The organism is Xanthomonas campestris pv. campestris str. ATCC 33913 (assembly GCF_000007145.1).
Taxonomy (GTDB): Bacteria; Pseudomonadota; Gammaproteobacteria; order Xanthomonadales; family Xanthomonadaceae; genus Xanthomonas; species Xanthomonas campestris.
The window spans coordinates 895,763-918,405 of sequence record NC_003902.1; the positions used below are offsets into that span (position 1 = coordinate 895,763).

Genomic DNA, 22,643 nt, shown 5'->3' on the forward strand with positions numbered 1-22,643 from the left:
GTGCATCGGGTGTGTCTCCTGATCAGTGGACGCACGCATCCCGCACAGCGATGCATGCAGCAATGCCCTCCGGCCCCTGTTCCGGAAAGCGCGCCCCACGGCGTGCGGCGCGCGGTGATGCTAAGCGCGCATCGCGGCGCAGCATTGACCCTGTGCATACGTATTCACTGCACAACAGCCGCGAAACGTGCGGCCGGTTCGATGCCGAGGGCGTGCACGGTCGCACTCGCACCGATGCACTGCGCGCGGTGCTGATGAATGGCGGCGGTGGTTGCCGGTATGGATGCCGTGACGTCCAGCAGGCCGGGCTCGGTGCGCAACCTGCGCGCTACAGGCAACGACGGCAGCCCAGTGCAGCAGCGCGTGCACAATGGCTCAGCGGTATGAAGAGCGGCTACCGAAACGTAGCGAGCAAGTTGTCAGGTGGGTGCGGCCGGCGCGGAGCACCCGGAGTGTATGGGGGTACATGCCGATTCCTAGCACCGGCCGCGCCCGGCTGGCGCCTGCAGGCGTTTTGATAGCGGCGCTAAGCCTGAACAGCCTGGTTCAGGCCTCCTGGCCAGCGGCACCTCGTGCACCAGGGCGGCCACCACGCCGGCCGCGTTAAACTGTGTGCACGTCACCGGTTGGTCTTCTCGCATGCGCAATCCTCTTCAAGAACAACTGCTCAAGGCAGGCCTGGTCAAGAAAGCCCAGGTGGACAAGGTGGCGCGCGAGCAGAACAAGCAGCGCCATGCCAAGGGTGCACCGGCGGCCGCAGCAGACCCGGACAAGGTGGATGCCGCCCGCCTGCAAGCCGAGCGCGCCGAGCGCGACCGCGCATTGGCCGAGGAGCGCAACGCGCAGCTGCGGCAGCAGGAACTGGTGGCGCAGGTCCGCCAGATCATCGAGACCAGCCGCGTCAAGCGCGAAGGCGAGATCGATTACCGCTTCAACGATGGCAGCGTCATTCGCAGCGTGCTGGTCAGCCCCCTCTTGCGCAGCCAGCTGGCCAGTGGCGCGTTGGTGATCGCGCGCTACGGCGAGGGTTTCGAACTGATTCCGCGTGCCGCGGCCGAGAAGGTCTACAGCCGCGATGCCACCGTGGTGGTGCTGGATCATGGCCGCGCCGCAGCGCCACCATCGCCGGACAGCGACGACGACTATTACAGCCAGTTCAAGGTGCCGGACGATCTGATCTGGTAAGCCGGATGCGGGCACCGTGATGCGTGCGCGCCGCGTCGATGGCGGGCAACGCGCGTACAGGTAGCAGGGCGATGTACTGCTGCCAGCACATCTGGCGGGTCACCGCAGACCAAGGCGCGGGAGGAGCGCTTGCGTGAGAACGATGCGCCCGCGTTACCCTTGCACGCTGTACCGCTGCCAGCACGCGCCATGTCGATTGTTCTTACCCCGTTTGCCCGCCCGCGATTGTTTCCGCGCGATGGCCGCCGCAACGCCATCCAGGACTGCACGCCCGAGCAGTTCATCCAGCGCCTCAACGATGAAACGCCAGTGCGGGTGATCGAAGGCTACGCGCCATTCTGCCGGCTGCATGCGCATCGCAATTGGACCTCGACACGCTGCCTGACCGTCCCCATCACCGATGCCAATCGCCATCAGCTGCGCTCCGGCTACGAGGCACGCAATTCGCAGGAATTACCAGTCCTGGTGCGCTGGTTCGAAGGCGTGGAGCCGCCGCTGGCTACCTACTTGCTGCCCATCCTCTACAGCCGCGATCAGCTGGCCAAGGAGGGCAGCCCCATCGACGCGGACTGGGGCGTGGTTGGTTGCCTGTACACCGCCGAGCCAGACGAAATTCCCATGACCCCCATCACCATGCTGCGCAATGCGCTGGGTGTGCAAGAGGGCGGTTCCGGCGTGCCGCTGGATCGCGATGCCTACCGCCGCGCGGTGGCGTTCTGGGATGCCAACGCGAATTGGCGCCCCTGACGCGAGGCGTTGGGCGTAGCGGTTGCACATGGGCCTGCGCCTTCGTCTTCGTCAACTGCCTGCAGGCGACCGGCGTTCACGCACCGCGCTCAAGCAGCGTTAGCCGGCGCCTAGCACGGGCATCTCGGGGGCCGTCCACGTCACCGTGATGATGGCGCCGTGCACCAGCCCTTGCTCCCTGAGCTGCGCAAAGACCGCGGCGGGCGGCCAGCCTGCAGGCGCATCGGCAAACGGAAGCTGCAGCGATTGCACCAGGCTGAACGTCTTGGCCAGTCGCTCTGGTGTGCGGACGTCCAGCACGATCCCGTCGCTTGTCGCGGCCCCTTGCGCCAGTAGCGTTTGATACGCGGCGCCTGGCGCGCAGGTGACATGGATCTGATGTTCCATCACCGCGCGGACATGATTCACCGGCAGGTGCAGCCGCTCAAAGATCGCTCAGAATTCGAGTGCGTCGCTGGGTGTACTCGGCGTCGGTGATCAGCTGCTGAGACTTGAGCCGATTCAGTTCGGCCAGCCGGGATTCGGTGGTCTTCAGTGCCGCTGTAGTGCCTGCGGCAGATGCACCGGGTTTGCGTGAAGCGCGCTTGGCAAGCCAGACGATCGCGCTGATGACGGCAGCGATGATGCCGAAAAACACAAGAACGATGAGCCAATGCCAGATGCTGAAGCTACCCATGCGGTGTCCTTTTTAGATGGGCTGAAAGAGCCGGCGCGTTCTGCCGCAACCGCGTGCAGGCAAGGCAGGGGCGACGCCCGGGCCGGTACGTTACCGCCGGCGTGTGCAGCCTGTCGAGCGCAAGGGTCCAGATGCAACGGACTGAGCAATGCGTCGAGCATCGAACGTGCTGAGTTGGCAGCCACGCTTGCAAGGCGAGCGAAGCACGCGGTTCAAGTGTGTGTGACCCGAACCTCAACCGCTTTGCGGCGCACTGTTCTCGGCAATGTCCTCAAACAAAAAACGGGCGCCTTGCGGCGCCCGTTTTTGTCTACATGGCGATGTCTTGCCAATGGATTAGTAGCGGTAATGATCCGGCTTGTACGGGCCAGCCACGTCCACGCCGAGGTAGTCGGCCTGGTCCTTGGTGAGGGTGGTCAGCTTGACGCCGATCTTCTCCAGGTGCAGGCGGGCCACTTCTTCATCCAGGTGCTTGGGCAGGATGTAGACCTTCTTCTCGTAGCTGTCGCGCTTTTCCCACAGGTCGATCTGCGCCAGGGTCTGGTTGGCGAACGAGTTGGACATCACGAAGCTCGGGTGGCCGGTGGCGCAGCCCAGGTTCACCAGGCGGCCGTCGGCCAGCAGGAAGATCGCGTTACCGTTGCCGAACACATACTTGTCGACCTGCGGCTTGATGTTGATCTTCTCCACGCCCTTAAGTGCATTCAGCGCATCGACCTGGATCTCGTTGTCGAAGTGGCCGATGTTGCAGACGATGGCCTGGTCTTTCATCGCCTGCAGGTGCTCGACGGTGATGATGTCCTTGTTGCCGGTGGTGGTGACATAGATGTCGCCGCGGCCCAGGGTGGATTCGATGGTGTTGACCTCGAAGCCTTCCATCGACGCCTGCAGGGCGCAGATCGGGTCGATCTCGGTGACGATGACGCGGGCACCGTAGGCACGCAGCGAGGCGGCGCTGCCCTTGCCGACATCGCCGTAACCGCAGACCACCGCGACCTTGCCGGCCAGCATCACGTCCATCGCGCGCTTGAGGCCATCGGCCAGCGACTCGCGGCAGCCGTAGAGGTTGTCGAACTTGCTCTTGGTGACGGAGTCGTTGACGTTGATGGCCGGGATCAGCAGTTTGCCGGCTTCGGCAATCTGGTACAGGCGGTGTACGCCAGTGGTGGTCTCTTCGGAGACACCCTTCCAGTCCTTGACCACACGCGCCCAGTACCCCGGACGCTCGACGGCCACGCGCTTGAGCAGCGCCTTGATCACGCCTTCTTCGTGCGAGGAGGCAGGTTCATCGACCCAGGTGCTGCCGTTTTCGAGCTCATAGCCCTTGTGGATGAGCAAGGTGACGTCGCCGCCGTCGTCCACCACCAGCTCCGGGCCGGTCAGGGTGCCGTCGGGCAGGGTGAAGGTCAGCGCGTCCAGGGTGCAGTCCCAGTACTCTTCCAGCGTCTCGCCCTTCCAGGCGAACACCGGCGTGCCGGTGGCGGCAATCGCGGCGGCCGCGTGGTCCTGGGTAGAGAAGATGTTGCACGAGGCCCAGCGCACATTGGCGCCGATGTCCTTGAGCGTTTCGATCAGCACGGCGGTCTGGATGGTCATGTGCAGCGAGCCGGTGATGCGGACGTCTTTCAGCGGCTTGGTCTGCGCATGCTTGCGGCGGATCGACATCAGGCCCGGCATCTCGTGCTCGGCGATGTCCAGCTCCTTGCGGCCCCAATCGGCCAGGGAGATGTCGGCGATCTTGTAATCGGTGTGTGGAACGGTTTTTGCGACAGCGTTCATCAGTTGCTCCGGTAGGCAGGCGAATGTCTGCAATTCCGGGCGCCGTTTCACGAAAAATCCCTGTCGAGCCTGGCCGTTGTTGCCCGCACTTTTCGTGCAGGTGGCAGATGAATCTGCCGTACCGGTCGCAGCGCCCCTCGACGAGGGTCTGATTATATCGGCAGCACCCCCGTCCGGCATGAATTGCCGCCCACCCCAACCAACGACAGGGGGAGCCGGGCCGCCCGGCTGCTATGGTCCAAGCCTTATTCGACACCGGGGAAGGGCATGCAGGCGAGACGCACCAGGCGGCAGGGGTGGCAACGGGGCTGGGTGGTGTTGGGCTGGCTGGCGCTGAGCGTCCCGGCCCTGGCGCAGCCGGCGGCCCCGCCGACGTCCTTGCCGACCACCGGCTACCAGCTGCCCTCCAAGGCGCTGCAGGCGGTGGTGGACGCGCCGCGCGCGCCGTTGCTGCAGCTGTCGCCACGGCGCGACCTGGCGGCCATGCTGCAGCTGCCGGCGCTGCCGGACATTGCCGAGGTGGCGCAGCCCGAGCTCAAGCTGGCCGGCGTGCGCATCCATCCCAAGACCCACGCCGCCAGCCGGTTCTCCTTCGCCAGCAAGCTGTGGCTGCTGTCGGTGGCCGATGGCAGCGAGCGCCAGATCGCAGGCCTGCCGGCGCCGTTGTCGCTGGCCGACCTGGCCTGGTCGCCCGACCAGCGCTCTCTGGCCTTCCGCCGCGAGGATGCGGCCAGTGGTGCCAACGAGCTGTGGGTGGTGGATGTGGCGGCGGGGCAGGCGCGTCGCCTGCTGGCCGACGTGAATACCAGCATCAACGACGAACTGCACTGGCTGCCCGATAGCAGTGGGTTGCTGGTGCAGCAGCAACTGCGTGACCAGACCGCACCGCCCGCCCGCGACGCGGTGCCGGCGGGCCCGGCAATCCAGCAGACCAGCGCCGATGCCGGCGTGCGCGCGATCCGCACCTATCAGGATCTGCTCCGCAACGAAGCCGATGCGCGGCTGTTCGAGTACTACGCCACCGCGCAGCCGGTGATCGTTGGGGTGAACGGGCAGGTGCGGCCGATTGCCGCGCCCGGGATCTATCTGCACCTGTCGGTGTCGCCGGATGGCCGCTACGTGCTGAGCGAGCGCAGCGAGCGCCCATTCTCGTATCTGGCGCCGCTGGACGCGTTCGCGCGCCGCATCGAGGTGCTGGATCTGCAGGGCAAGCTGGTCCGCCAGGTCGCGCAACTGCCGCTGGTGGAAGGCTTGCCGACCGGCAATGACGCCGTACCCACCGGCGTGCGCGAAATCGCCTGGCGCGCCGATGCGCCGGCCACCCTGGTCTGGGCCGAAGCCCAGGACGGCGGCGACCCGGCGCGCACCAGCGCCGTGCGTGATGCGTTGCTGATGCAGGCCGCGCCCTTCAACCGTGCGCCGGTCACCCTGGCCAAGCTCGGCAGCCGGTTCGAGGGCGTGCACTGGGGCCGGGGCGACCTGGCCATCATCAGCGAGAGCTGGTGGAAGACCCGCCGCACCAAACAGTGGCGCATCGCACCGGACCAACCACAGCGCGCGCCGGAACTGCTGTGGGACCGCTCCTCGCAGGACCGCTACAACGACCCCGGAACGCCGGCGCTGATCGCCGACGGCAACGGCCATGCGCTGCTGCAGACCGGTGCCGATGGCAACAGCCTGTTCCTGCTTGGCAAGGGCGCTTCGCCGGAAGGCGACCGCCCGTTCGTGGACCGCTTCGATCTGCAGAGCAAACGCACCACGCGGCTGTTCCACTCAAAGGCGCCCACCTATGCCGCACCGATCGCGCTGCTGGATACGCAGGGCACGCAGCTGTTGCTCAGCCGCGAATCGCCCGAGGAGCCGGCCAACTACTACGTGCAGACACTGGGCGACGCGGCGGCCACACCGCGGGCGCTGACCCGCTTTGCGCACCCGTTGCCGCAATTGCGCGGCGTGCAGAAGGAGCAGATCCGCTACAAGCGCAATGACGGCGTGGACCTCACCGCCACGTTGCTGCTGCCGCCCGGCTACGACCCCAAACGCGATGGCCCGCGGCCGCTGTTGATGTGGGCCTACCCGGGCGAGTTCAAAAGCGCCGACACCGCCAGCCAGGTCACCGACTCGCCGTATCGCTTCAATGCCATCAGCTACTGGGGCCCGCAGGCGTTTCTGGCGATCGGCTACGTGGTGCTCAACAACCCGGCCATGCCGATCGTGGGCGAAGGCGATGCCGAACCCAACGACACCTACCTGCCGCAGCTCATCGCCGATGCGCAGGCCGCGGTGGATGAAGTGGTGCGGCGTGGGGTGACCGACCGCGAGCACATCGCCATCGGCGGGCATTCCTATGGCGCGTTCATGACCGCCAACCTGCTCGCGCACACGCGCTTGTTCAAGGCCGGCATCGCGCGCAGTGGCGCGTACAACCGCAGCCTCACGCCTTTCGGCTTCCAGGCCGAGGAACGCAATTACTGGCAGGCGCAACCGGTGTATCAGGCAATGTCGCCGTTCAACTACGCCGACAAGATCAAGGATCCGCTGCTGTTGATCCACGGCCAGGACGACAACAACAGCGGCACCTTCCCGATCCAGAGCGAGCGCCTGTTCACCGCGATCAAGGGTCTGGGCGGCAACGCGCGGCTGGTGATGCTGCCCAACGAAGCGCACGCCTACCGTGCGCGGCAGTCGATCCTGCACATGCTGGCCGAGAGCGAACAGTGGTTGAAGATGACGCTGGGTGAGGCCAACGCGCCAGCCACTCCGCGCAATCGCTGCGCAACACCGCACACGCACGGCGGCTCCACGTAGGAGCGCGCTTGCGCGCGATGAGGCATTGCCGATAACGCCCATCGCGCGCAAGCGCGCTGCTACGACGAAGACATCAAGCGCCCGTCAACGCGATGGTTCAAGGTGAAACCGTCGCGTCTGTCGCGATCATCTAATCCTTTTGGGTTAGTCTTCGACGACTTTGCGCTTGAAGAGGGTGTGCGTTTCCGATGAACGAGTACCGCAGCAGTCTTGTCTTCGCTACCCCCGACGTTCCCTTGCGCGACGATGTCCGTCGGCTCGGTGCCCTGGTCGGTGACCTGCTCGCCGAGCAGGTGTCTGCGGACTTTCTTGAAGAAATCGAACGCATCCGCACCACCGCGATCGCACGCCGCGAAAGCGATACGCCGCCCGCCGGCTTGCTGTCGCTGCTGGAAGGCCGCGAACCGCGCGCCGCCGAGGCCTTGGTGCGTGCCTTCAGTACCTATTTCCAGGTGGTCAACATCGCCGAGCGCGTGCACCGCATCCGGCGCCGGCGCGACTACCAGCGCAGCGGTACCGACACCCCGCAGCCGGAAGGCCTGCACGATGCGCTGCGCCGGCTCAAGGCGCAGGGCGTGACGTTGGACGAGTTGAGCGAATGGCTGCCGCGCATCGACGTGGAGCCGGTGTTCACCGCGCATCCCACCGAGGCGGTGCGCCGCGCCTTGCTCGAAAAAGAACAGCTGATGGTCGCCAGCCTGGTCGACAACCTGGATGGCATGCGCACGCCCAATGAGCGCGCCACCGATGCGGCGCGGTTCCGCATGGCGTTGACCGCGTCCTGGCAGACCGCCGATTCCTCGCCGGTGCGCCCCACCGTGGAAGACGAGCGCGAGCACGTGGGCTTCTATCTCACCCAGGTGCTCTACCGCGTCATCCCGGTGATGTACGAAACCCTGGAACACGCCATCGAAGAAACCTACGGCAGCACGCTGGCGTTGCCGCGCCTGCTGCGCTTCGGCACCTGGGTCGGTGGCGACATGGACGGCAATCCCAACGTGGATGCGCACACCATTGCCGGCACCCTGGACGCGCAACGGCGCGCGGTGCTGGACCGTTATCTCAACGAGTTGTGGCAGCTGGCGAGCCTGCTCAGCCAATCCACCACGCTGGTGGCGGTGAGCCCGGCGCTGAGCGCGCAGCTGGAACGCTACCAGGCGCTGCTGCCCGACGCCGCCGCACGCTCGCGGCCGCGCCACGGCGACATGCCGTACCGCCTGCTCAACGACCTGATGCGCGCGCGCCTGCAGGCCACCCTGGACGATGCCGACGGCGCCTACGCCGCGCCTGCCGAGCTGGAACACGACCTGCAACTGATCCTGGACAGCCTGGAGGTCAACAAGGGCTTGCACGCGGGCTGGTTCGCAGTGCGCCGCCTGCTGTGGCGCGTGCGCAGCTTCGGTTTCCATCTGGCGCGGCTGGATGTGCGCCAGGAATCCAGCGTGCATGCGCGCGCGGTGGCCGATGCATTGGGGCAAGCCGATTGGGACAGCCAGGACGCCACCCACCGTGCCGGTCTGCTCGGCCCATATGCCTCGGGTGAGCAGGCGTTGCCGCAGGTGGACGACGAAGGCAACGCGCGGCTGGATGCGGTGTTCGCCGCGCTCGCCGATGCACGCACGCGGCATGGTGCCGATGCGCTGGGCAGCTACATCATTTCGATGGCGCACAATCGCGCCGACGTGCTCACCGTGCTAGCGCTGGCGCGGCGTGGTGGCCTGGTCGATGACGCCGGTGCGGTGCCGCTGGACATCGTGCCGCTGTTCGAAACCGTGGACGATCTGCGCGGCGGCACCGGCACCGTGCAGGACCTGCTGGCCGACCCGGTGTATCGCCAGCACCTGCGCGCGCGCGGCGACACCCAGATGGTGATGCTGGGGTATTCGGACAGTGGCAAGGACGGCGGCATTGCGGCCTCGCGCTGGGGCCTGCAACGCGCCCAGGTGGAGCTGCTGGAGGCCGCCGCCGAACTCGGCGTGCGCCTGACCTTCTTCCACGGCCGCGGTGGTTCGATCGTGCGGGGCGGTGGCAAGACCACCCGCGCGCTGGATGCAGCGCCGCGCGGCAGCGTGGATGGACGCCTGCGCGTGACCGAGCAGGGCGAGGTGATCCATCGCAAGTACGGCATCCGCGCGCTGGCGTTACGCTCGCTGGAGCAGATGACCGGCGCGGTGTTGTTGTCCAGCCTGCGCCCGCGCGCGCCGGAGCCGCGCGAAGACGCCTGGCGGCCAGTGATGGATCTGGTGGCCGAGCGCAGCACGGTGGCGTATCGCGGTTTTGTCGGCGCGCCGGATTTCATGCAGTACTTCCGCCTGGCCACGCCGATCGATGTGATCGAACGCATGACGCTGGGCTCGCGCCCCTCGCGCCGGCTGGGCCAGGACGCGGCGTTGTCGAACCTGCGCGCGATTCCCTGGGTGTTTGCCTGGAGCCAGGCGCGTGCGGTGATCCCCGGCTGGTACGGCGTGGGCAGTGGCCTGCAGGCCGCGGTGGAGGCCGGGCACGAAGACAGCCTGCGCGAGATGGCGCAGGACTGGCCGTTCTTCCGCACCTTCCTGGACGACATCGCCATGGTGCTATCCAAGGGCGATCTCAATATCGCCGAGCTGTTCTCGCGCCTGGCTGGCCCGCTGCACGCGCGTTTCTTCCCGCGCATTCGCGACGAACTCGCGCTGACCAAGCACTGGGTCAAGACCTTGCTCGGGCAGCGCTCGTTGCTGCAGCACGACCCGCGCCTGGCGTTGTCGATCCGGCTGCGCAACCCGTACATCGACCCGATCAGCGTGTTGCAGGTGGATCTGCTGCAGCGCTGGCGTGCCACCGATGGCGAAGACGAAGAACTGCTGCGTGCGCTGGTGGCATGCGTCAACGGAGTGGCGCAGGGCGTGCAGAACACCGGCTGATCCGACCGTTGGTCGGAGAGTGCGTGCATTCGGCAAGCGGGCTCTGGCGCAACCGGACAAATCTGTCCGATAATGCCGGCATGACAGCTCCCCGCCCCGATGCCGCGCTCCGCCGCCGGCAGATTCTCGACGCCGCCGACGAAGTCTTCAGCGAACACGGCGTCAACGCTCCGCTAGAACTGGTGGTGGAACGTGCCGGCCTTGGCCGCGCCACGCTGTACCGCAATTTCCCCGACCGCCTGGCCCTGATGACCGCGCTGATGGAGCGCGGCCTGGATGGACTGGAGCGGCTGGCGGCCGACTTGGGCGATCGCCCGGACGGTCTGGCCGTGCTGCTGCACGATGTGGCCGAACACATCGCCCAGTCCGCACCGATGGTGGATTTCTGGCGTTCGATCGAGCGCGCGCATCCGTCAGTGAAAGCGGTCGACCAGCGCGTGGTCGGCATTTTTCTACCGTTCGTACAGCGCGCCAAGCAGGCCGGCCTGTGCCGCGCGGATCTGGATGAAGAGCAGTTGGTCCTGGTGATGGACATGCTGGGCAGTTGCCTGCGTGGCAGCGACGAAGCCGAGCGCAAGCGTCTGGCACACCGCTCCGCCGATCTGCTGATGCACGCGCTGGGCATGCCGGTACCGGTTGGCGGCACGCAATGACACCGGCCACGCGTGCGCGCATCGGCCGCTGGGCATTGCGGCTTGCGGTGGTGGTGGCCGCCACGTGGGGCGGGCTGGCGATCTATTTCGCGCTCAGCGGCAATGGCGTGGTGCGCGCCGGGTGGGTGGCCTCGTGGTGCGCGATGGCGCTCGCTGCGCTGTGGGGCCTGCGGCGCCGGCGCGAGAACTGGGCGCTGGTGGGGATCTTCGCCACCGCCTTCGTGGCGCTGGGCACGGCGTGGTGGCTGATGCAGCCCAGCCAGGACCGCGACTGGGCCGACGATGTCGCCCAGCGTCTGCGCCCGGAAGTGCACGGCAACCTGGTCACGCTGCACAACGTGCGCAACTTCGACTGGCATAGCGAAACCGACTACCAGCCGCGCTGGGAAACGCGTCAGTACGATCTGGATCACCTGGTCAGCGCGGATCTGGCGCTGTCGTACTGGATGGGCCCGGCGATTGCGCACACGCTGGTATCGTTCGGTTTCGACGATGGCTCGCATGTGGTGTTCTCACTGGAGATCCGCAAGGAACGCGGCGAATCGTTCTCCGCGCTGGGTGGCTTCTTTCGCAGCTTCGAAGAGACCCTGGTGGCCGCCGACGAGCGCGACATCCTGCGCGTGCGCACCAACGTGCGTGGCGAGGACATGTATCTGTATCGCCTGAACATTCCCAAGGCCGGCCTGCGCCGCATGTTCATGGGCTATGTGGGGCTGGCCAACGACTTGAACCGCGCGCCGGCGTTCTACAACACGCTCACCAGCAACTGCACCACCATTGTGTTTGCGCTGGTGCGCCAGCTGCGGCCGACGTTGCCGCTGGATCATCGCCTGCTGTTGTCCGGCTATGCGGACGAATACGCCTTCGACCATCACGGGCTGATGCCGGGCTATGACTTCGCCACGCTGAAGCAACGTGGGCATTTCACTGCGCGTGCGCACGCCGCAGACCGCGCCGAAGATTTCTCCGCGCGCATCCGTGCAGGCATGCCGCAGGCACCGGCACCGGCACCGGCATCTGCAGCGAGCGCACACCGATGAGCCGCAGCACCTGGGCGCGGCGCGCCGTGGCAGGCGTGGCCGTGCTGGCCTGTGTGTGGCTCAGCGGCTGCGCCATGGTCACGGTGAAGGCGCGCAGCAGCGGCGATTACATCGCCCAGACCCGCGGCGACATCCTCAGTGCCGGCACGCTCAGCCAGGCCGGCAGCGAGACGCTGCAGGTGGCCGGGCTGGATCCCCAAACCTGCCGCAAGACGCCACTGCCCTGCATCGAACAGCTGCGCACGGTGGCCGGCATCGGCGATGAGCGCCGGCTGGCGACCCAGGCCGAGCTGTGGACCACGCAGGCCATTGCGTTGAGCGGGCGCACCCCCGCACAGATGAGCGACGCGGCACTGGAAGCATGGCTGGAAGCGGCGCGGCATGCGTACGCGTATCTGTTCTTCACCACGCGCGCGCCCAGCGAGCGGGCCTTCGAAAACCGCCAGACCCAGGTGCGCGATTACTACAACTACGCCGTACAGCAGGTGGTCGAACGCCTGTTCGTGCGCGCCCAGCAGGCCGGCGCCAGCGCACCTGCAGCCACCACGGTGGGCCGCTGGCGCGTAAATGTGGATCTGGCCGCCTACCGGTTGCCCGGCGATGGCAATACGCCGCGTGCGTTGTTCGCGGCATCGTCGCTGCGCTTCGGCGGGCTGCGTAGCACCTATCGCCGCGACGGCTTCGGTGCAGATCTGGTGGCCGAGGTAGACCCGGCGGTGGTCGGCGACCCTGCCGGCCTGGCCGTGCAGCAGGCGCTGCCCGCGCCAAAAGACCCGCAGCGGCCGTTGCCCACCTTCAGCGAGATGCCGTATGCACCGGCCACGGTCCTGCTGCGTTTTGCAGGCGACACGCTGGATGCGGTGCTGCACACCGACAGCGCCACGGTCGCGCCCTACGACCCGTATCGCCAGACCGCAGTGATGCTGCATGGCCAGCGCGTGCCATTGGCGGCCAACTTCACTGCGGCGTACGGCCTGTGGCTTGCGAAGTCGGGCTTTGCCGCGCAATCGCTGCGCTCGATGCTGGGCCGCGCGCGCGGCATCGATCGCCCGCATCTATACCTGATGCAGCCCTACGACCCGAACCGGCGCGTGCTGCTGATGCTGCACGGCCTGGCCAGCAGCCCGGAGGCCTGGGTGAATGTCGCCAATGAAGTGATGGGCGATGAAACGCTGCGGCAGCACTATCAGATCTGGCAGGTGTATTACCCCACCAACGCGCCGCTGGCGGTCAACCGCGCCGAAATCCAGGAACTGGTGCAACGCAGCCTGCGGCATTTCGACCCGCAGGGTGATGCGCCGGCCTCGCACGACATGGTGTTGATCGGTCACAGCATGGGCGGGGTGATCGGCCGCTTGCTGGTGTCCTCGTCTGGCGAGCAGATCTGGAGCAGCCTGCTGGCCGACTACCGGCTGGAAGGCGAGCGCGGTGCGCGGATCCGGCAGAAGCTGTCGCCGCTGCTGCATTTTTCGCCGATGCCGCAGATCGACCGCGCGATCTTCATCGCCGCGCCGCACCGCGGCACGCCGTTGGCCGAAGGCGGGCTGGGGCGCTTCGTCGGCCGCCTGGTGCGCCTGCCGATCGCCTTGCTGGATCGGTTCGGCGATGTGCTGCAGGACCTGGCCAACAGCGAGCGCGATGCACCGGGCGAGCCGCAACGCAAGCGGCGCCTGTTGCCGCCGACCAGCATCGACAACCTGCGCGATACCGACCCGTTCGTGCGCGCGGCCGCGGATCTGCCGATCGCGCCCTCGGTGCGCTACCACACCATCATCGGCCGCGAAAAACCGCAGGTGCCGCTACCCATGTCCGACGACGGTCTGGTGCCGTATCGCAGCGCGCATCTGGACGGCGCCGCCTCCGAACTGGTGGTGACGTCCTGGCATAGCGTGCAGGAAACGCCGCAGGCGATCCTGGAGATCCGCCGCATCCTGCACGCAGAGTTGCAGGGTGCGGCATCGTCGCCGGTGCCCGCGGCGGTGCAATCCGCGACGGATGCACCGCCCGATGCTTCGGCCCAATTGGCTACCGACGCACCGACTGATCTGGCCACGCACTGACGATCTGTCACGGCTGCGCAATTGCCTGGGCGGTCGTTGAGTGATGGTGTGCTGCAACGGGTCGCACGGCGTCGGCGCCCCAGCAACGCAGGCTTCAGTGCATGCCTGCAGGGCCGCAGGCCCGGCTTAGCGCATTGTTTACCGCACCCGTGCTATCAGGCGGTTCCTCGAACAAGGAAGGTGCGATGCGCAAGACGCTGTTGGCAGTGCTGTGGGTGCCCATGTTGCTGCTGGGCTGCAGCCGCGGGGAGGGGCAGCAGGATCAGGCAGCTGCCGTGCCGGAATCTGCACCAACGGCGCAGAGAGCGTCTGCGTCCGCACCAGCTCCGGCGGCTGAGCCAGCCAGCAGCCCGGCAGTTCCCGAGTTCCCGGCCATTCCGCAGATCGTGGTGCCCGACATCGCCGGCGTAACTCCGGCGCAGCGCGCATTGGAAGCGTCGCTGCAGGACATCCTCGACCCGATCGACGGCGTGCGCGTGGCGCCGGCGCGCTGTGACACCGGCGGAACGCTGATCAACGATGCCGGCATTACCAGCGTGGATGCCGATGGGAATCTGCTGCGCAACAGTGCGGCTGGCCTGTTCGCGCTCAAGGCCGACGGCAGTGGCACCGCCAACGTCGATGGCAGCCTGGTCCAGGTCAACGCCGATGGCAGCGGCACCATCAACAGCGCCGATGACGGCCAGAGCGAGGGCGCATTGATCCAGGTCGAAGCGTCGGGCGCGGGCACCTACAACGGCCCGGCCGGGCTGATCAGCCTGGACGGCAAGGGCGCCGGCACCTGGAACGGCAAGCACGGCCTGGTGGATAACCACGGCGACGGCAGCGGCACCTGGAACGGGCCGCGTGGCCTGGTGACCATCAACGCCGACGGTTCGGGTCTGTGGAACGGCCCCGATGGCCTGGTGCAAAACCATGGCGATGGCACCGGCACGGTGGGCACGCCGCCACGGCAGGTACGGATGCCGCCGCTGCCCAAGGTGCCGCCCGCGGGCCGGTTCCCGCTGCTGCAGAAGTTCGCGCCGCCCGGTGCGCCATGCGGGTATGTGATCACCCTGAGCGACCGCATCCTCTTCGACTTCGACAAGGCAGACATCCGCCCGGACGCGGCACGCGTGCTGGACACGCTGGCGGCTGCACTCGGCAAGGTCAGCGTCGCGCAGATGGAAGTCCGTGGGCATACCGATGCCAAGGGCGGCGATGACTACAACCAGGCGCTATCCGAGCGCCGCGCCAACGCGGTGCTCGCCGCGTTGCGCACGCGCGGCACCGCGCAGTCTGCCAGTGCCAAGGGCTATGGCGAGTCGCAGCCGTTGGCGCCCAATACCGTCAAAGGGCAGGACAATCCGGGCGGGCGCCAGTTGAATCGGCGCGTGGAGTTGTTCCTGCGCACTTAGCGCAGCGATCAAAACGCCTGCGCAGCCGCCAGTCGGGCGCGGCCGATGCTCGGAATCCTCAGGTACTGGCGGACACTCCGGTTCTTCCGCGTCGTCCGCACCCACCTGACGGCTGCTCGCTACGTTTTGTTGGCCACTCTTAGTGGACTACGCCACGCCACGCATCGCTTGCGTGGCAGCGGTGGGCACGTTTTGCCTGACTCGGCTTCGATGCGTGTCTGGTGGCATCACTGCGTGCGATCACAGCGGATTGCAGGTTCCCAAGGCTGACTTGCATCAGACCGGCTGTGATGCGGAAGCGCACACATGCGCTGTCATGGGAATTCACGACTGATCCTGCAGGCACTGCCGGCGTTGCGCATGCTCGCGGTGATGCTCTTCTGTCTTGCAAGCAGCAAGCAGCAAGCAGCAAGCAGCACACAGCACACAGCACACAGCACACAGCAGACAGCAGACAGCAGACAGCACACAGCACACAGCACACAGCACACAGCAGACAGCAGACAGCACGCGGCGGCGGTGCGTCAGCGCATCCACTACGCAATGCAGCTGCGAATCACGTCGCCGCACCGAATTCCTAAAATAGAGACCTGGTAGTCATAAAGATTCATGCACACAAACCGGCGATTCGGTCTTTCTCATTGCAGGAGCGATGCCAGCGTGACCGCTCGCGCACTTCAACGGCGCACGCCACCCGCCGCGCCCTCGACTATGCGCAATTCCGCATCACCCGCGCGTGTTTGCACCGCATCGCGTACGCGTCACCGCACTGAAATATGCCCCGGCCACCATGCGCCGCGCCTGCTTGCAGGTGGCGCGCCGAGGAGCCGGTCGCGTCGAATGCCCCCACTTCCCGGTGGTCGTCATGTAGAGGCATGGCAGGCCGCTGCACTTTTGGATCTTTCATGATGCGTCGTTGTGTGTTGTTGCGTCCCTCGCGCCTGTCGCAGGCGCTGTGCCTTTCGTTGTGCATCGTGGGTGGCCATGCCGCTGCGCAAGACACCCAGGCCAACGCGCCCGCGCAGGGCCAGATGGCCACCTTGGACAAGGTCACCGTGGCGGCCACGCGTTACAACGCGACCGACATGCAGATGGCCGCCACCAACACCGTCAATGTGCTCTCTGCCGACGACCTCAAGACCACCGCGGTGCACAACGTGGCCGAAGCGCTGGGGCTGATGCCGGGCGTCAATGTCATCAACACCGGGCAATCGTATTTCGGCGGCATCGACGGTGCCGCGCGTGGCGAGGGCATGTTCTCCTCGGTACGCGGCCTCAATGCCGAATACAACGTCAACCTGATCAACGGCGTCAACGTCGCGCAAGGCATGCCGTACAGCCGCGGCGTGCAACTGAGCCTGCTGCCGCCCTCCGGCTTGCAGACCATCGTGTTGAACAAGACCTCCACCGCCGACATGGATGGCGATGCGATCGGCGGCACCATCGATTACCGCACCCCCAGTGCGTTCGATTCGCCAGACCGCCGGGGCGGCAGCATCACCCTGAGCGGGCGCATGGAAAGCCGCGCGCGTGATTACGGCGAGTCCGGGCTGGGCAGTGGTGCCGCCGGCGATTGGCATGCGCGCTTCGGCGCCGATGGCCAATTCGGCGTGGCCGTCAGTGCGTACTACGACGAGCGCCATTTCGTGAACAGCGAAGTGGCCGGCGCCTCTGCCGCGCGCAGCGATGGCTCCTGGGAATTTGCCCGCACCGATGCCAGTGGCGCGCTGGCGGCAGGCACCGATTCGCAGGACGCGTTGCAGAGCACCGGCGTGAACATCGGTTATTCGCAAGGCGATACCCGCCGCTACGGTGGCAACGCTGCATTCGACTGGCGCGTGGACCCCAGCCTGCATCTGTACGCCCGCATGACCTACGCGTTTGCCAAGACCGAACAGAACACCGGCTACACGCAATTTGTGCCGGCCAATGTCAGCTATACGCAGATCGGTACCAGCGGCATCTACCAGCCGCAGATCAATCGCGTGGCCGTGCGCTACTGGTACGAAACCAACCCGGAAGAAGCAGACCTGGCCACCATCCAGTTCGGTGCCGAGAAACAGCTGGGGCACTGGACGTTCGCACCGAATGTGTTTTACGGCACCGGCAATAACGATCGCCCGGACCATGTGGAAATTTCCGCGCGCAACGATCAATACAGCTCCACCAACTTTGCCTACGGTGCCAACCGCTTCATCAGCTACGACGGCGACGGCTTCCCGATTCCGTTGCTGACGCCGGCGATGCAGGCGCAGGCCTCGGATGTCGGCAGCCTGTTTGCACGGCGGACGGGGCAGATCTCCAAGCAATACAGCGGCCAGGACAAGGGCGGCGGCAAGCTCGATGTGAGCTACGACTTCGACGACGGCGTGCTGAGCCGGATTGCATTCGGCGTGAAGTATGTGGACAGCTCGCGCAGCTTCACCGACCGCGACTGGACCAACGCCAAGTACACCGATGGCACCTTGCTGCGCGATACCGGCCTGGTGGCGCAGCGCTACGATGCGGTGTACCCGGGCCAGTACGCGCTGCCCACGCTGCGCCTGAGCAACGATGCCCTCAATGCCTTGATCGCGCGCACGCTCACGCCGGAGAGTTTCGACAGCTGCGGGCGGCTGGCGGTGAACAATCTCAACTGCAACACCATGCGCGCCACCGAAGCGGTGAGCGCGGCCTATGTGATGGCCACGCTGCGCACCGGCAACTGGGAAATCCTCCCCGGCCTGCGTTTTGAGCACACCAGCATCGACAACACCTTCTGGGCGCAGCCAGCCGCTGTGGGCGGCGTGGAGCAGGTGGGCGCCTTCGCCAACAACCAGACCCGCTACAACGTGGTGCTGCCCAGCGTGTTCGTGAATTACCGCCCCGACGGCGATGGCGCGGTCTATCGCGGCTCGGTGTGGACCAGTTACACGCGCCCGGCCTTCGTACAACTCGGCGGGGGCCGCTCCACCGATATTTCTGCCGATGGCCAGACCACCATCACCGAAGGCAACCCGGATCTGAAGCCGATCAAGTCGCTCAACGTGGATCTGTCCGGCGAGTGGCAGAACGATGCGGGCGGCCACGCCATGCTGGCCGGCTACTACAAGCGCCTCACCGACTACATCTACGAAAGCGGTTCGGATGCCGCCAACGCCGGCGAGAGTGGAACCGCCAGCACGCGCTTCGTGCGCCCGCAAAACGGTGGCGACGGCCGCGTGCTCGGCATGGAAGCGGCGGTGCGGCAGACCTTCCAGGGCCTGCCGGCACCGTTGGACGGCTTCGGCATCGGTGGCAACGTGACGCGCCAGACCACGCGCGTGGATCTGGGCGAGGAAGGCTTCGCGCACGAGCGCATCCAGAACGCGCCGGACCTGCTCGCCAACGCCGAGGTGTTCTACGAAAAAGGCCCGTGGTCGGTGAATCTGAGTTACCACTATTCCGGCGAATACGTGTCGGTCTACGACTACCTCAACCAGGGCGCGCGTTGGGACAACCTGTGGATCAAGCCAATCACCCGCGTGGACCTGCACGTGGGCTACGCGCCCACCGACCATCTGCGCGTGGACCTGTCCGTGGCCAACCTCACCAGGCAGCACAGCTACTGGGCGCACGTGGGCCACGACAACACAGCCATCTCCGACATCGTCGATTCCGGCATGACCAGTCTGGTGACGGCCAAGTATGTGTTCTGATCCCGCTGCAGTGGTGGTTGCAGAGTTGAAGTCACTGCAGACGTTCGCGCGCAGGCCAGCGCGGCCGCGGGCAGCTGCAGCTCCTCTGCGCTGGCAAACGCTCGGCGTGCTGCTGGTGGCCGCGCTGTCGCTGGGCTGTACGCCACGGCCGACCCCGGCGGCGTCAGCTGCCAGCGCGACCCTGGAACGGGTGGTGGTGGTGTTCCGGCACGGCGTACGTGCGCCGCTGCAAGGGGAAGCGGCCGCGGCGCATTACGCCGACGCACCCTGGCCGCAATGGTCCACGCCAGCGAGCCTGGTCACCCCGCATGGCCGCAAGGCGGTGCAGCTGAGTGGCGAGTATCTGCGGCAGTGGTTGATGCAACAGGCGCTGCTGCCCCGCAATGGCTGCCCGGCGCGGGGCAGCCTGACAGTCTGGGCCAATACCGACCAACGCACCATCGACAGTGGCGCGTTGCTGGCCGACGCCCTGGCGCCTGGCTGCAACGTGCAGGCAGGACATCGCGCGGTCGGGAGTAACGATCCGTTGTTCCGGCCGATCGAAGCCGGTGCCGTGCCTTTCGATGCGAACGCAGCGGTTGCAGCGATCCAGCGTGAAACCGGCGGCCCGGCCGCCTTGCTGCAAGGGCATGGCGCGGAATTGCAGGCCTTGCAGCAGATCCTGGGCTGCACCAAAACGCCTTGTGAATTCGCACGCATGCCATCCACTTTGAAACCTTCGGCGGACGGTCGCGGCCTGGCGCTGGGCGGGCCGATCGACCTGGCCTCCGGCACCGGTGAAGTACTGCTGCTGCAATACGCCGAAGGCATGCCGCTGTCGCAGGTCGGCTGGGGGCGCGCCACTCCCGAGCGCCTGGCGCAAGTTTCGCGCCTGCACGCGCTGCTGTTCGACATCTATGCGCGGCCGCATTACATGGCCTCGCGCTCGGGTGCGCCGCTGGCGCGCGAGGTGCTGCAGCGCTTCGGCGACGCGGGCGCGCCGAAGGTGTCTGTCTTCGTCGGCAGCGACACGCATATCGCGGCGTTGAGCAGTCTGTTGGGCGTGCATTTTCATTTACCCGGTTATGGCGCAGACGACCCACCGCCGGGTGGCGCGTTGGTGCTGGGTTTGTGGCGCACGCCCGACGGCCAACGCAGCGTGCGCGCGCAGTACCTGGCGCAATCGCTGGAGCAATTGCGCACAGTGGCACCGCTGGATCTGGACCACCCACCGTTGCAGCAGACGTTGGCGTTAGGCGTTTGCGCTGGTGAGCAGCGGATGGCGTGCCCGTTGCCGGCGTTTACGCAGGCGCTGGAGCGGCAGCTGCAGCCCTCGCCGTGAGGTGATGGAGTTGCGTTGGCTGTGTGGTCGCATTCTTGGGGCGGTGCTGCGTGGCAAGCATTTTGCAAATGGAGGACGTACGCGTTTTTAGCCTCGGCTGCTAACGAGAGCTACTGGTGCGCGCACGCGTGTCGGTATCGGACCTCTTGCTGGGTAGGGGCTGCGTAGGGGCCTGCAAGGACTTACGTGGCATATCGAGCCCTTTCCACGCGCGGGCGTCCCAGTGACCGATGCGCGCGCCCCGGTAGCTCCCGTGCGCGACTTTGGTCGATACGCGCGGCGCCGCATCCGGGAGCGGGACACGCCGTGAATCCGTCCATGGAGGCTCGGTAGCGGCATCCATGCCGCTACACGGTCCCGCTCCCGGACGCGACGCCGCGCTGCCAAGCCGTACCATGGCTGATCGCACCGCGAGCATTTTTTCAAGCGAGCGGAGATATCCGAATTCCGCCGTTTATTAGGGGCGGCATTGAGGCGAATTTTTTATCGTCAATGAAGGTCACGGTCCGAACATCGCTACGCCGATACGGAACAGATCGATCTGCGCCAACAGGCTGTCCGCCATTAGCGCGACATGTGTGGCCGGTGACGACGCTACGTTGGCGATCGCCTGGAAACCCGGCAACGCCGTTCCTTCCGCCATCGACCACAACCGGCGGTGCTTGTGCGCGTGCCGGCGCGGGATCCTATGCGGCATGGGTCCCGCATGGGAATCTACATGGACGTACTTGCGGCGTGTCCCATGCCGGCATGCGTGCAAGCGCCTTCGCTATCCGAAGCCGTCGCACATCACTTGCAGGCGTCGCGCGTAAGACTGTGCGGTGTACGGCATCCGAAGACGGGGACACGCCGCGCCTCCATCGCTACAAGTTCACCAGCGGCGTCCATGCCGCCAAAACGCAAATGGGCCGCATCAGCGGCCCATTTGCATTACCAAGCACGCTCCCGAGGAAGCAGCCGGCTTACTTCAGCTTTGCAGCAGCGCGCAGCGCTTCTGCACGGTCGGTCTTTTCCCACGAGAACGACGTTGCGCTGTGCTGCGCGCCGGTGCCGTCGGTGTAGGTGAAGTCCTTCGGCTTGCGGCCGAAGTGACCGTAGGAGGCGGTCTGCTGGTACATCGGGTGAATCAGGTCGAGCATCTGGATGATGCCGAACGGACGCAGGTCGAAGTGCTTGCGGATCAGCTTCTCGATCAGCTCGTCGGCGATCTTGCCGGTGCCAAAGGTGGTGACCGAAATCGAGGTGGGCTCGGCCACGCCGATGGCGTAGGAAACCTGCACTTCGCAACGGTCGGCCAGGCCGGCCGCCACGACGTTCTTGGCCACATAGCGCGCCGCATAGGCTGCCGAACGGTCGACCTTGGACGGATCCTTGCCCGAGAACGCGCCGCCGCCGTGACGGGCCCAGCCGCCGTAGGTGTCCACGATGATCTTGCGACCGGTCAGGCCACAATCGCCCACCGGGCCGCCGATCACGAACTTGCCGGTCGGGTTGATGTGGAACTTGGTGCCCTTGTGCAGCCACTTGGCCGGCAGCACCGGCTTGAGGATTTCCTCGCGCACCGCTTCGATCAGGTCCTTCTGCTTGACGCCCGGATCGTGATGGGTCGACAGCACCACCGCATCGATCGCGGTCGCAACGCCGTCTTCATAGCGCAGGGTGACCTGCGACTTGGCATCCGGACGCAGCCAGGACAGCGCCGAGTTCTTCTTCTTGCGGATCTTGGCCTGCTGCTCGACCAGGCGGTGCGACAGGTGGATCGCCGCCGGCATGTAGCTGTCGGTCTCGTTGGTGGCATAGCCGAACATCAGGCCCTGGTCGCCGGCACCCTGCTGTTCTGGGTTCTTTCGGTCCACGCCCTGGTTGATGTCCGGGGACTGCTTGCCGATCAGGTTCAGCACACCGCAGGTCTCGCCGTCGAAGCCGACATCGGAGCTGTTGTAGCCGATATCCAGGATCACCTTGCGGGTCAGCGCTTCCAGGTCGATCCAGGCACTGGTGGTCACTTCGCCGGCAACGATCGCCACACCGGTCTTGACCATCGTCTCGCACGCCACGCGGGCACGCTTGTCCTGGGCCAGGATGGCATCCAGCACTGCGTCGGAGATCTGGTCGGCGATCTTGTCCGGATGGCCTTCGGAGACCGATTCGGAGGTGAACAGGTAGCTGGACATCAGGCTTATATCCCTTAATTCGGATGAAAAGATGGGTGCGGATGATACACGCCCACGGTGACCGTTGCATTGTGCGCCTGAACGGGCATCGGTGGGGTTAAGCCACGTCGATTGGCCGCAGCGGCCAGGGCGAGGGTAGGTGATTTGCACCTGCATGCGGGGCCGGTGTCAGACATCCCCGCGTCGGGCCTCGGCGGCACCGCGCAAGCAGGTTCGGCCTGCT

Annotated in this window: 15 protein-coding genes, 2 other RNA genes and 1 riboswitch; of the genes, 11 read left to right on the forward strand and 6 right to left on the reverse strand. The window is 66.2% G+C overall.

Annotated features, from left to right (window positions below; translation table 11 throughout):
• Positions 1–392: 392 nt before the first annotated feature.
• A non-coding RNA gene (locus XCC_RS03870) (sX9 sRNA) lies at positions 393–468 on the reverse strand.
• Positions 469–639: 171 nt separating this feature from the next.
• On the opposite strand from XCC_RS03870, the gene XCC_RS03875 reads away from it, so the two are divergent.
• A complete protein-coding gene (locus XCC_RS03875; protein WP_011035985.1) occupies positions 640–1,185 on the forward strand; it encodes a DUF2058 domain-containing protein in 546 nt (181 codons plus the stop codon).
• A gap of 189 nt (positions 1,186–1,374) precedes the next feature.
• Positions 1,375–1,932 carry a DUF3228 family protein gene (locus XCC_RS03880; RefSeq protein WP_029217144.1) on the forward strand — a complete coding sequence of 186 codons (558 nt, stop codon included), beginning with the start codon at positions 1,375–1,377 and terminating at the stop codon, positions 1,930–1,932.
• 99 nt (positions 1,933–2,031) lie between these two features.
• On the opposite strand, the gene XCC_RS03885 is transcribed toward XCC_RS03880, so the two are convergent.
• The 3 genes from XCC_RS03885 to ahcY all read right to left on the reverse strand — a co-directional run bounded on the left by XCC_RS03885 (position 2,032) and on the right by ahcY (position 4,387).
• Positions 2,032–2,340 carry a hypothetical protein gene (locus XCC_RS03885; protein ID WP_228422058.1) on the reverse strand — a complete coding sequence of 103 codons (309 nt, stop codon included), beginning with the start codon at positions 2,338–2,340 and terminating at the stop codon, positions 2,032–2,034.
• 16 nt (positions 2,341–2,356) lie between these two features.
• On the reverse strand, positions 2,357–2,608 hold the full coding sequence (locus XCC_RS03890) for a hypothetical protein (RefSeq protein WP_012439201.1): 252 nt from the start codon (positions 2,606–2,608) through the stop codon (positions 2,357–2,359).
• A 336-nt stretch (positions 2,609–2,944) separates the two neighbouring features.
• Positions 2,945–4,387, reverse strand: a complete 1,443-nt coding sequence (gene ahcY, locus XCC_RS03895) for an adenosylhomocysteinase (protein ID WP_011035988.1) — start codon at positions 4,385–4,387, stop codon at positions 2,945–2,947.
• 30 nt (positions 4,388–4,417) lie between these two features.
• A riboswitch (S-adenosyl-L-homocysteine riboswitch) is annotated at positions 4,418–4,532 on the reverse strand.
• A 122-nt stretch (positions 4,533–4,654) separates the two neighbouring features.
• On the opposite strand from ahcY, the gene XCC_RS03900 reads away from it, so the two are divergent.
• From XCC_RS03900 to XCC_RS03940, 9 genes are all read left to right on the forward strand, one after another.
• A complete protein-coding gene (locus XCC_RS03900; protein ID WP_011035989.1) occupies positions 4,655–7,195 on the forward strand; it encodes a S9 family peptidase in 2,541 nt (846 codons plus the stop codon).
• 188 nt (positions 7,196–7,383) lie between these two features.
• Positions 7,384–10,098: a phosphoenolpyruvate carboxylase gene (ppc, locus tag XCC_RS03905; RefSeq protein ID WP_011035990.1), complete on the forward strand. Its 2,715-nt coding sequence runs from the start codon at positions 7,384–7,386 to the stop codon at positions 10,096–10,098.
• A gap of 80 nt (positions 10,099–10,178) precedes the next feature.
• The gene (locus XCC_RS03910; protein ID WP_014506704.1) at positions 10,179–10,751 is read left to right on the forward strand and encodes a TetR/AcrR family transcriptional regulator; all 573 of its coding nucleotides are present in this window, start codon (positions 10,179–10,181) and stop codon (positions 10,749–10,751) included.
• Positions 10,748–11,791 (forward strand): DUF4105 domain-containing protein, encoded by a 1,044-nt coding sequence (locus tag XCC_RS03915; RefSeq protein WP_011035992.1) that lies wholly within the window; start codon positions 10,748–10,750, stop codon positions 11,789–11,791. The genes XCC_RS03910 and XCC_RS03915 overlap by 4 nt, the downstream gene beginning before the upstream one ends.
• Positions 11,788–13,851 carry an esterase/lipase family protein gene (locus XCC_RS03920; protein WP_011035993.1) on the forward strand — a complete coding sequence of 688 codons (2,064 nt, stop codon included), beginning with the start codon at positions 11,788–11,790 and terminating at the stop codon, positions 13,849–13,851. The genes XCC_RS03915 and XCC_RS03920 overlap by 4 nt, the downstream gene beginning before the upstream one ends.
• Positions 13,852–13,985: 134 nt before the next feature.
• On the forward strand, positions 13,986–15,248 hold the full coding sequence (locus tag XCC_RS03925; RefSeq protein ID WP_029629037.1) for an OmpA family protein: 1,263 nt from the start codon (positions 13,986–13,988) through the stop codon (positions 15,246–15,248).
• 60 nt (positions 15,249–15,308) lie between these two features.
• Positions 15,309–15,383: non-coding RNA, sX9 sRNA (locus XCC_RS03930), on the forward strand.
• A gap of 770 nt (positions 15,384–16,153) precedes the next feature.
• A complete protein-coding gene (locus tag XCC_RS03935; RefSeq protein WP_011035995.1) occupies positions 16,154–18,925 on the forward strand; it encodes a TonB-dependent receptor in 2,772 nt (923 codons plus the stop codon).
• A complete protein-coding gene (locus XCC_RS03940; RefSeq protein ID WP_011035996.1) occupies positions 18,915–20,246 on the forward strand; it encodes a histidine-type phosphatase in 1,332 nt (443 codons plus the stop codon). Before XCC_RS03935 ends, XCC_RS03940 begins: the two co-directional genes overlap by 11 nt.
• 499 nt (positions 20,247–20,745) lie before the next feature.
• Here the strand turns inward: XCC_RS03940 and XCC_RS03945 are convergent, their stop codons facing one another.
• Together XCC_RS03945 and metK are read right to left on the reverse strand one after the other, a co-directional pair.
• Positions 20,746–20,889 carry a hypothetical protein gene (locus XCC_RS03945; RefSeq protein ID WP_228442152.1) on the reverse strand — a complete coding sequence of 48 codons (144 nt, stop codon included), beginning with the start codon at positions 20,887–20,889 and terminating at the stop codon, positions 20,746–20,748.
• A 319-nt stretch (positions 20,890–21,208) separates the two neighbouring features.
• A complete protein-coding gene (gene metK / locus XCC_RS03950; RefSeq protein ID WP_011035997.1) occupies positions 21,209–22,420 on the reverse strand; it encodes a methionine adenosyltransferase in 1,212 nt (403 codons plus the stop codon).
• Between the last annotated feature and the right edge of the window lie 223 nt (positions 22,421–22,643).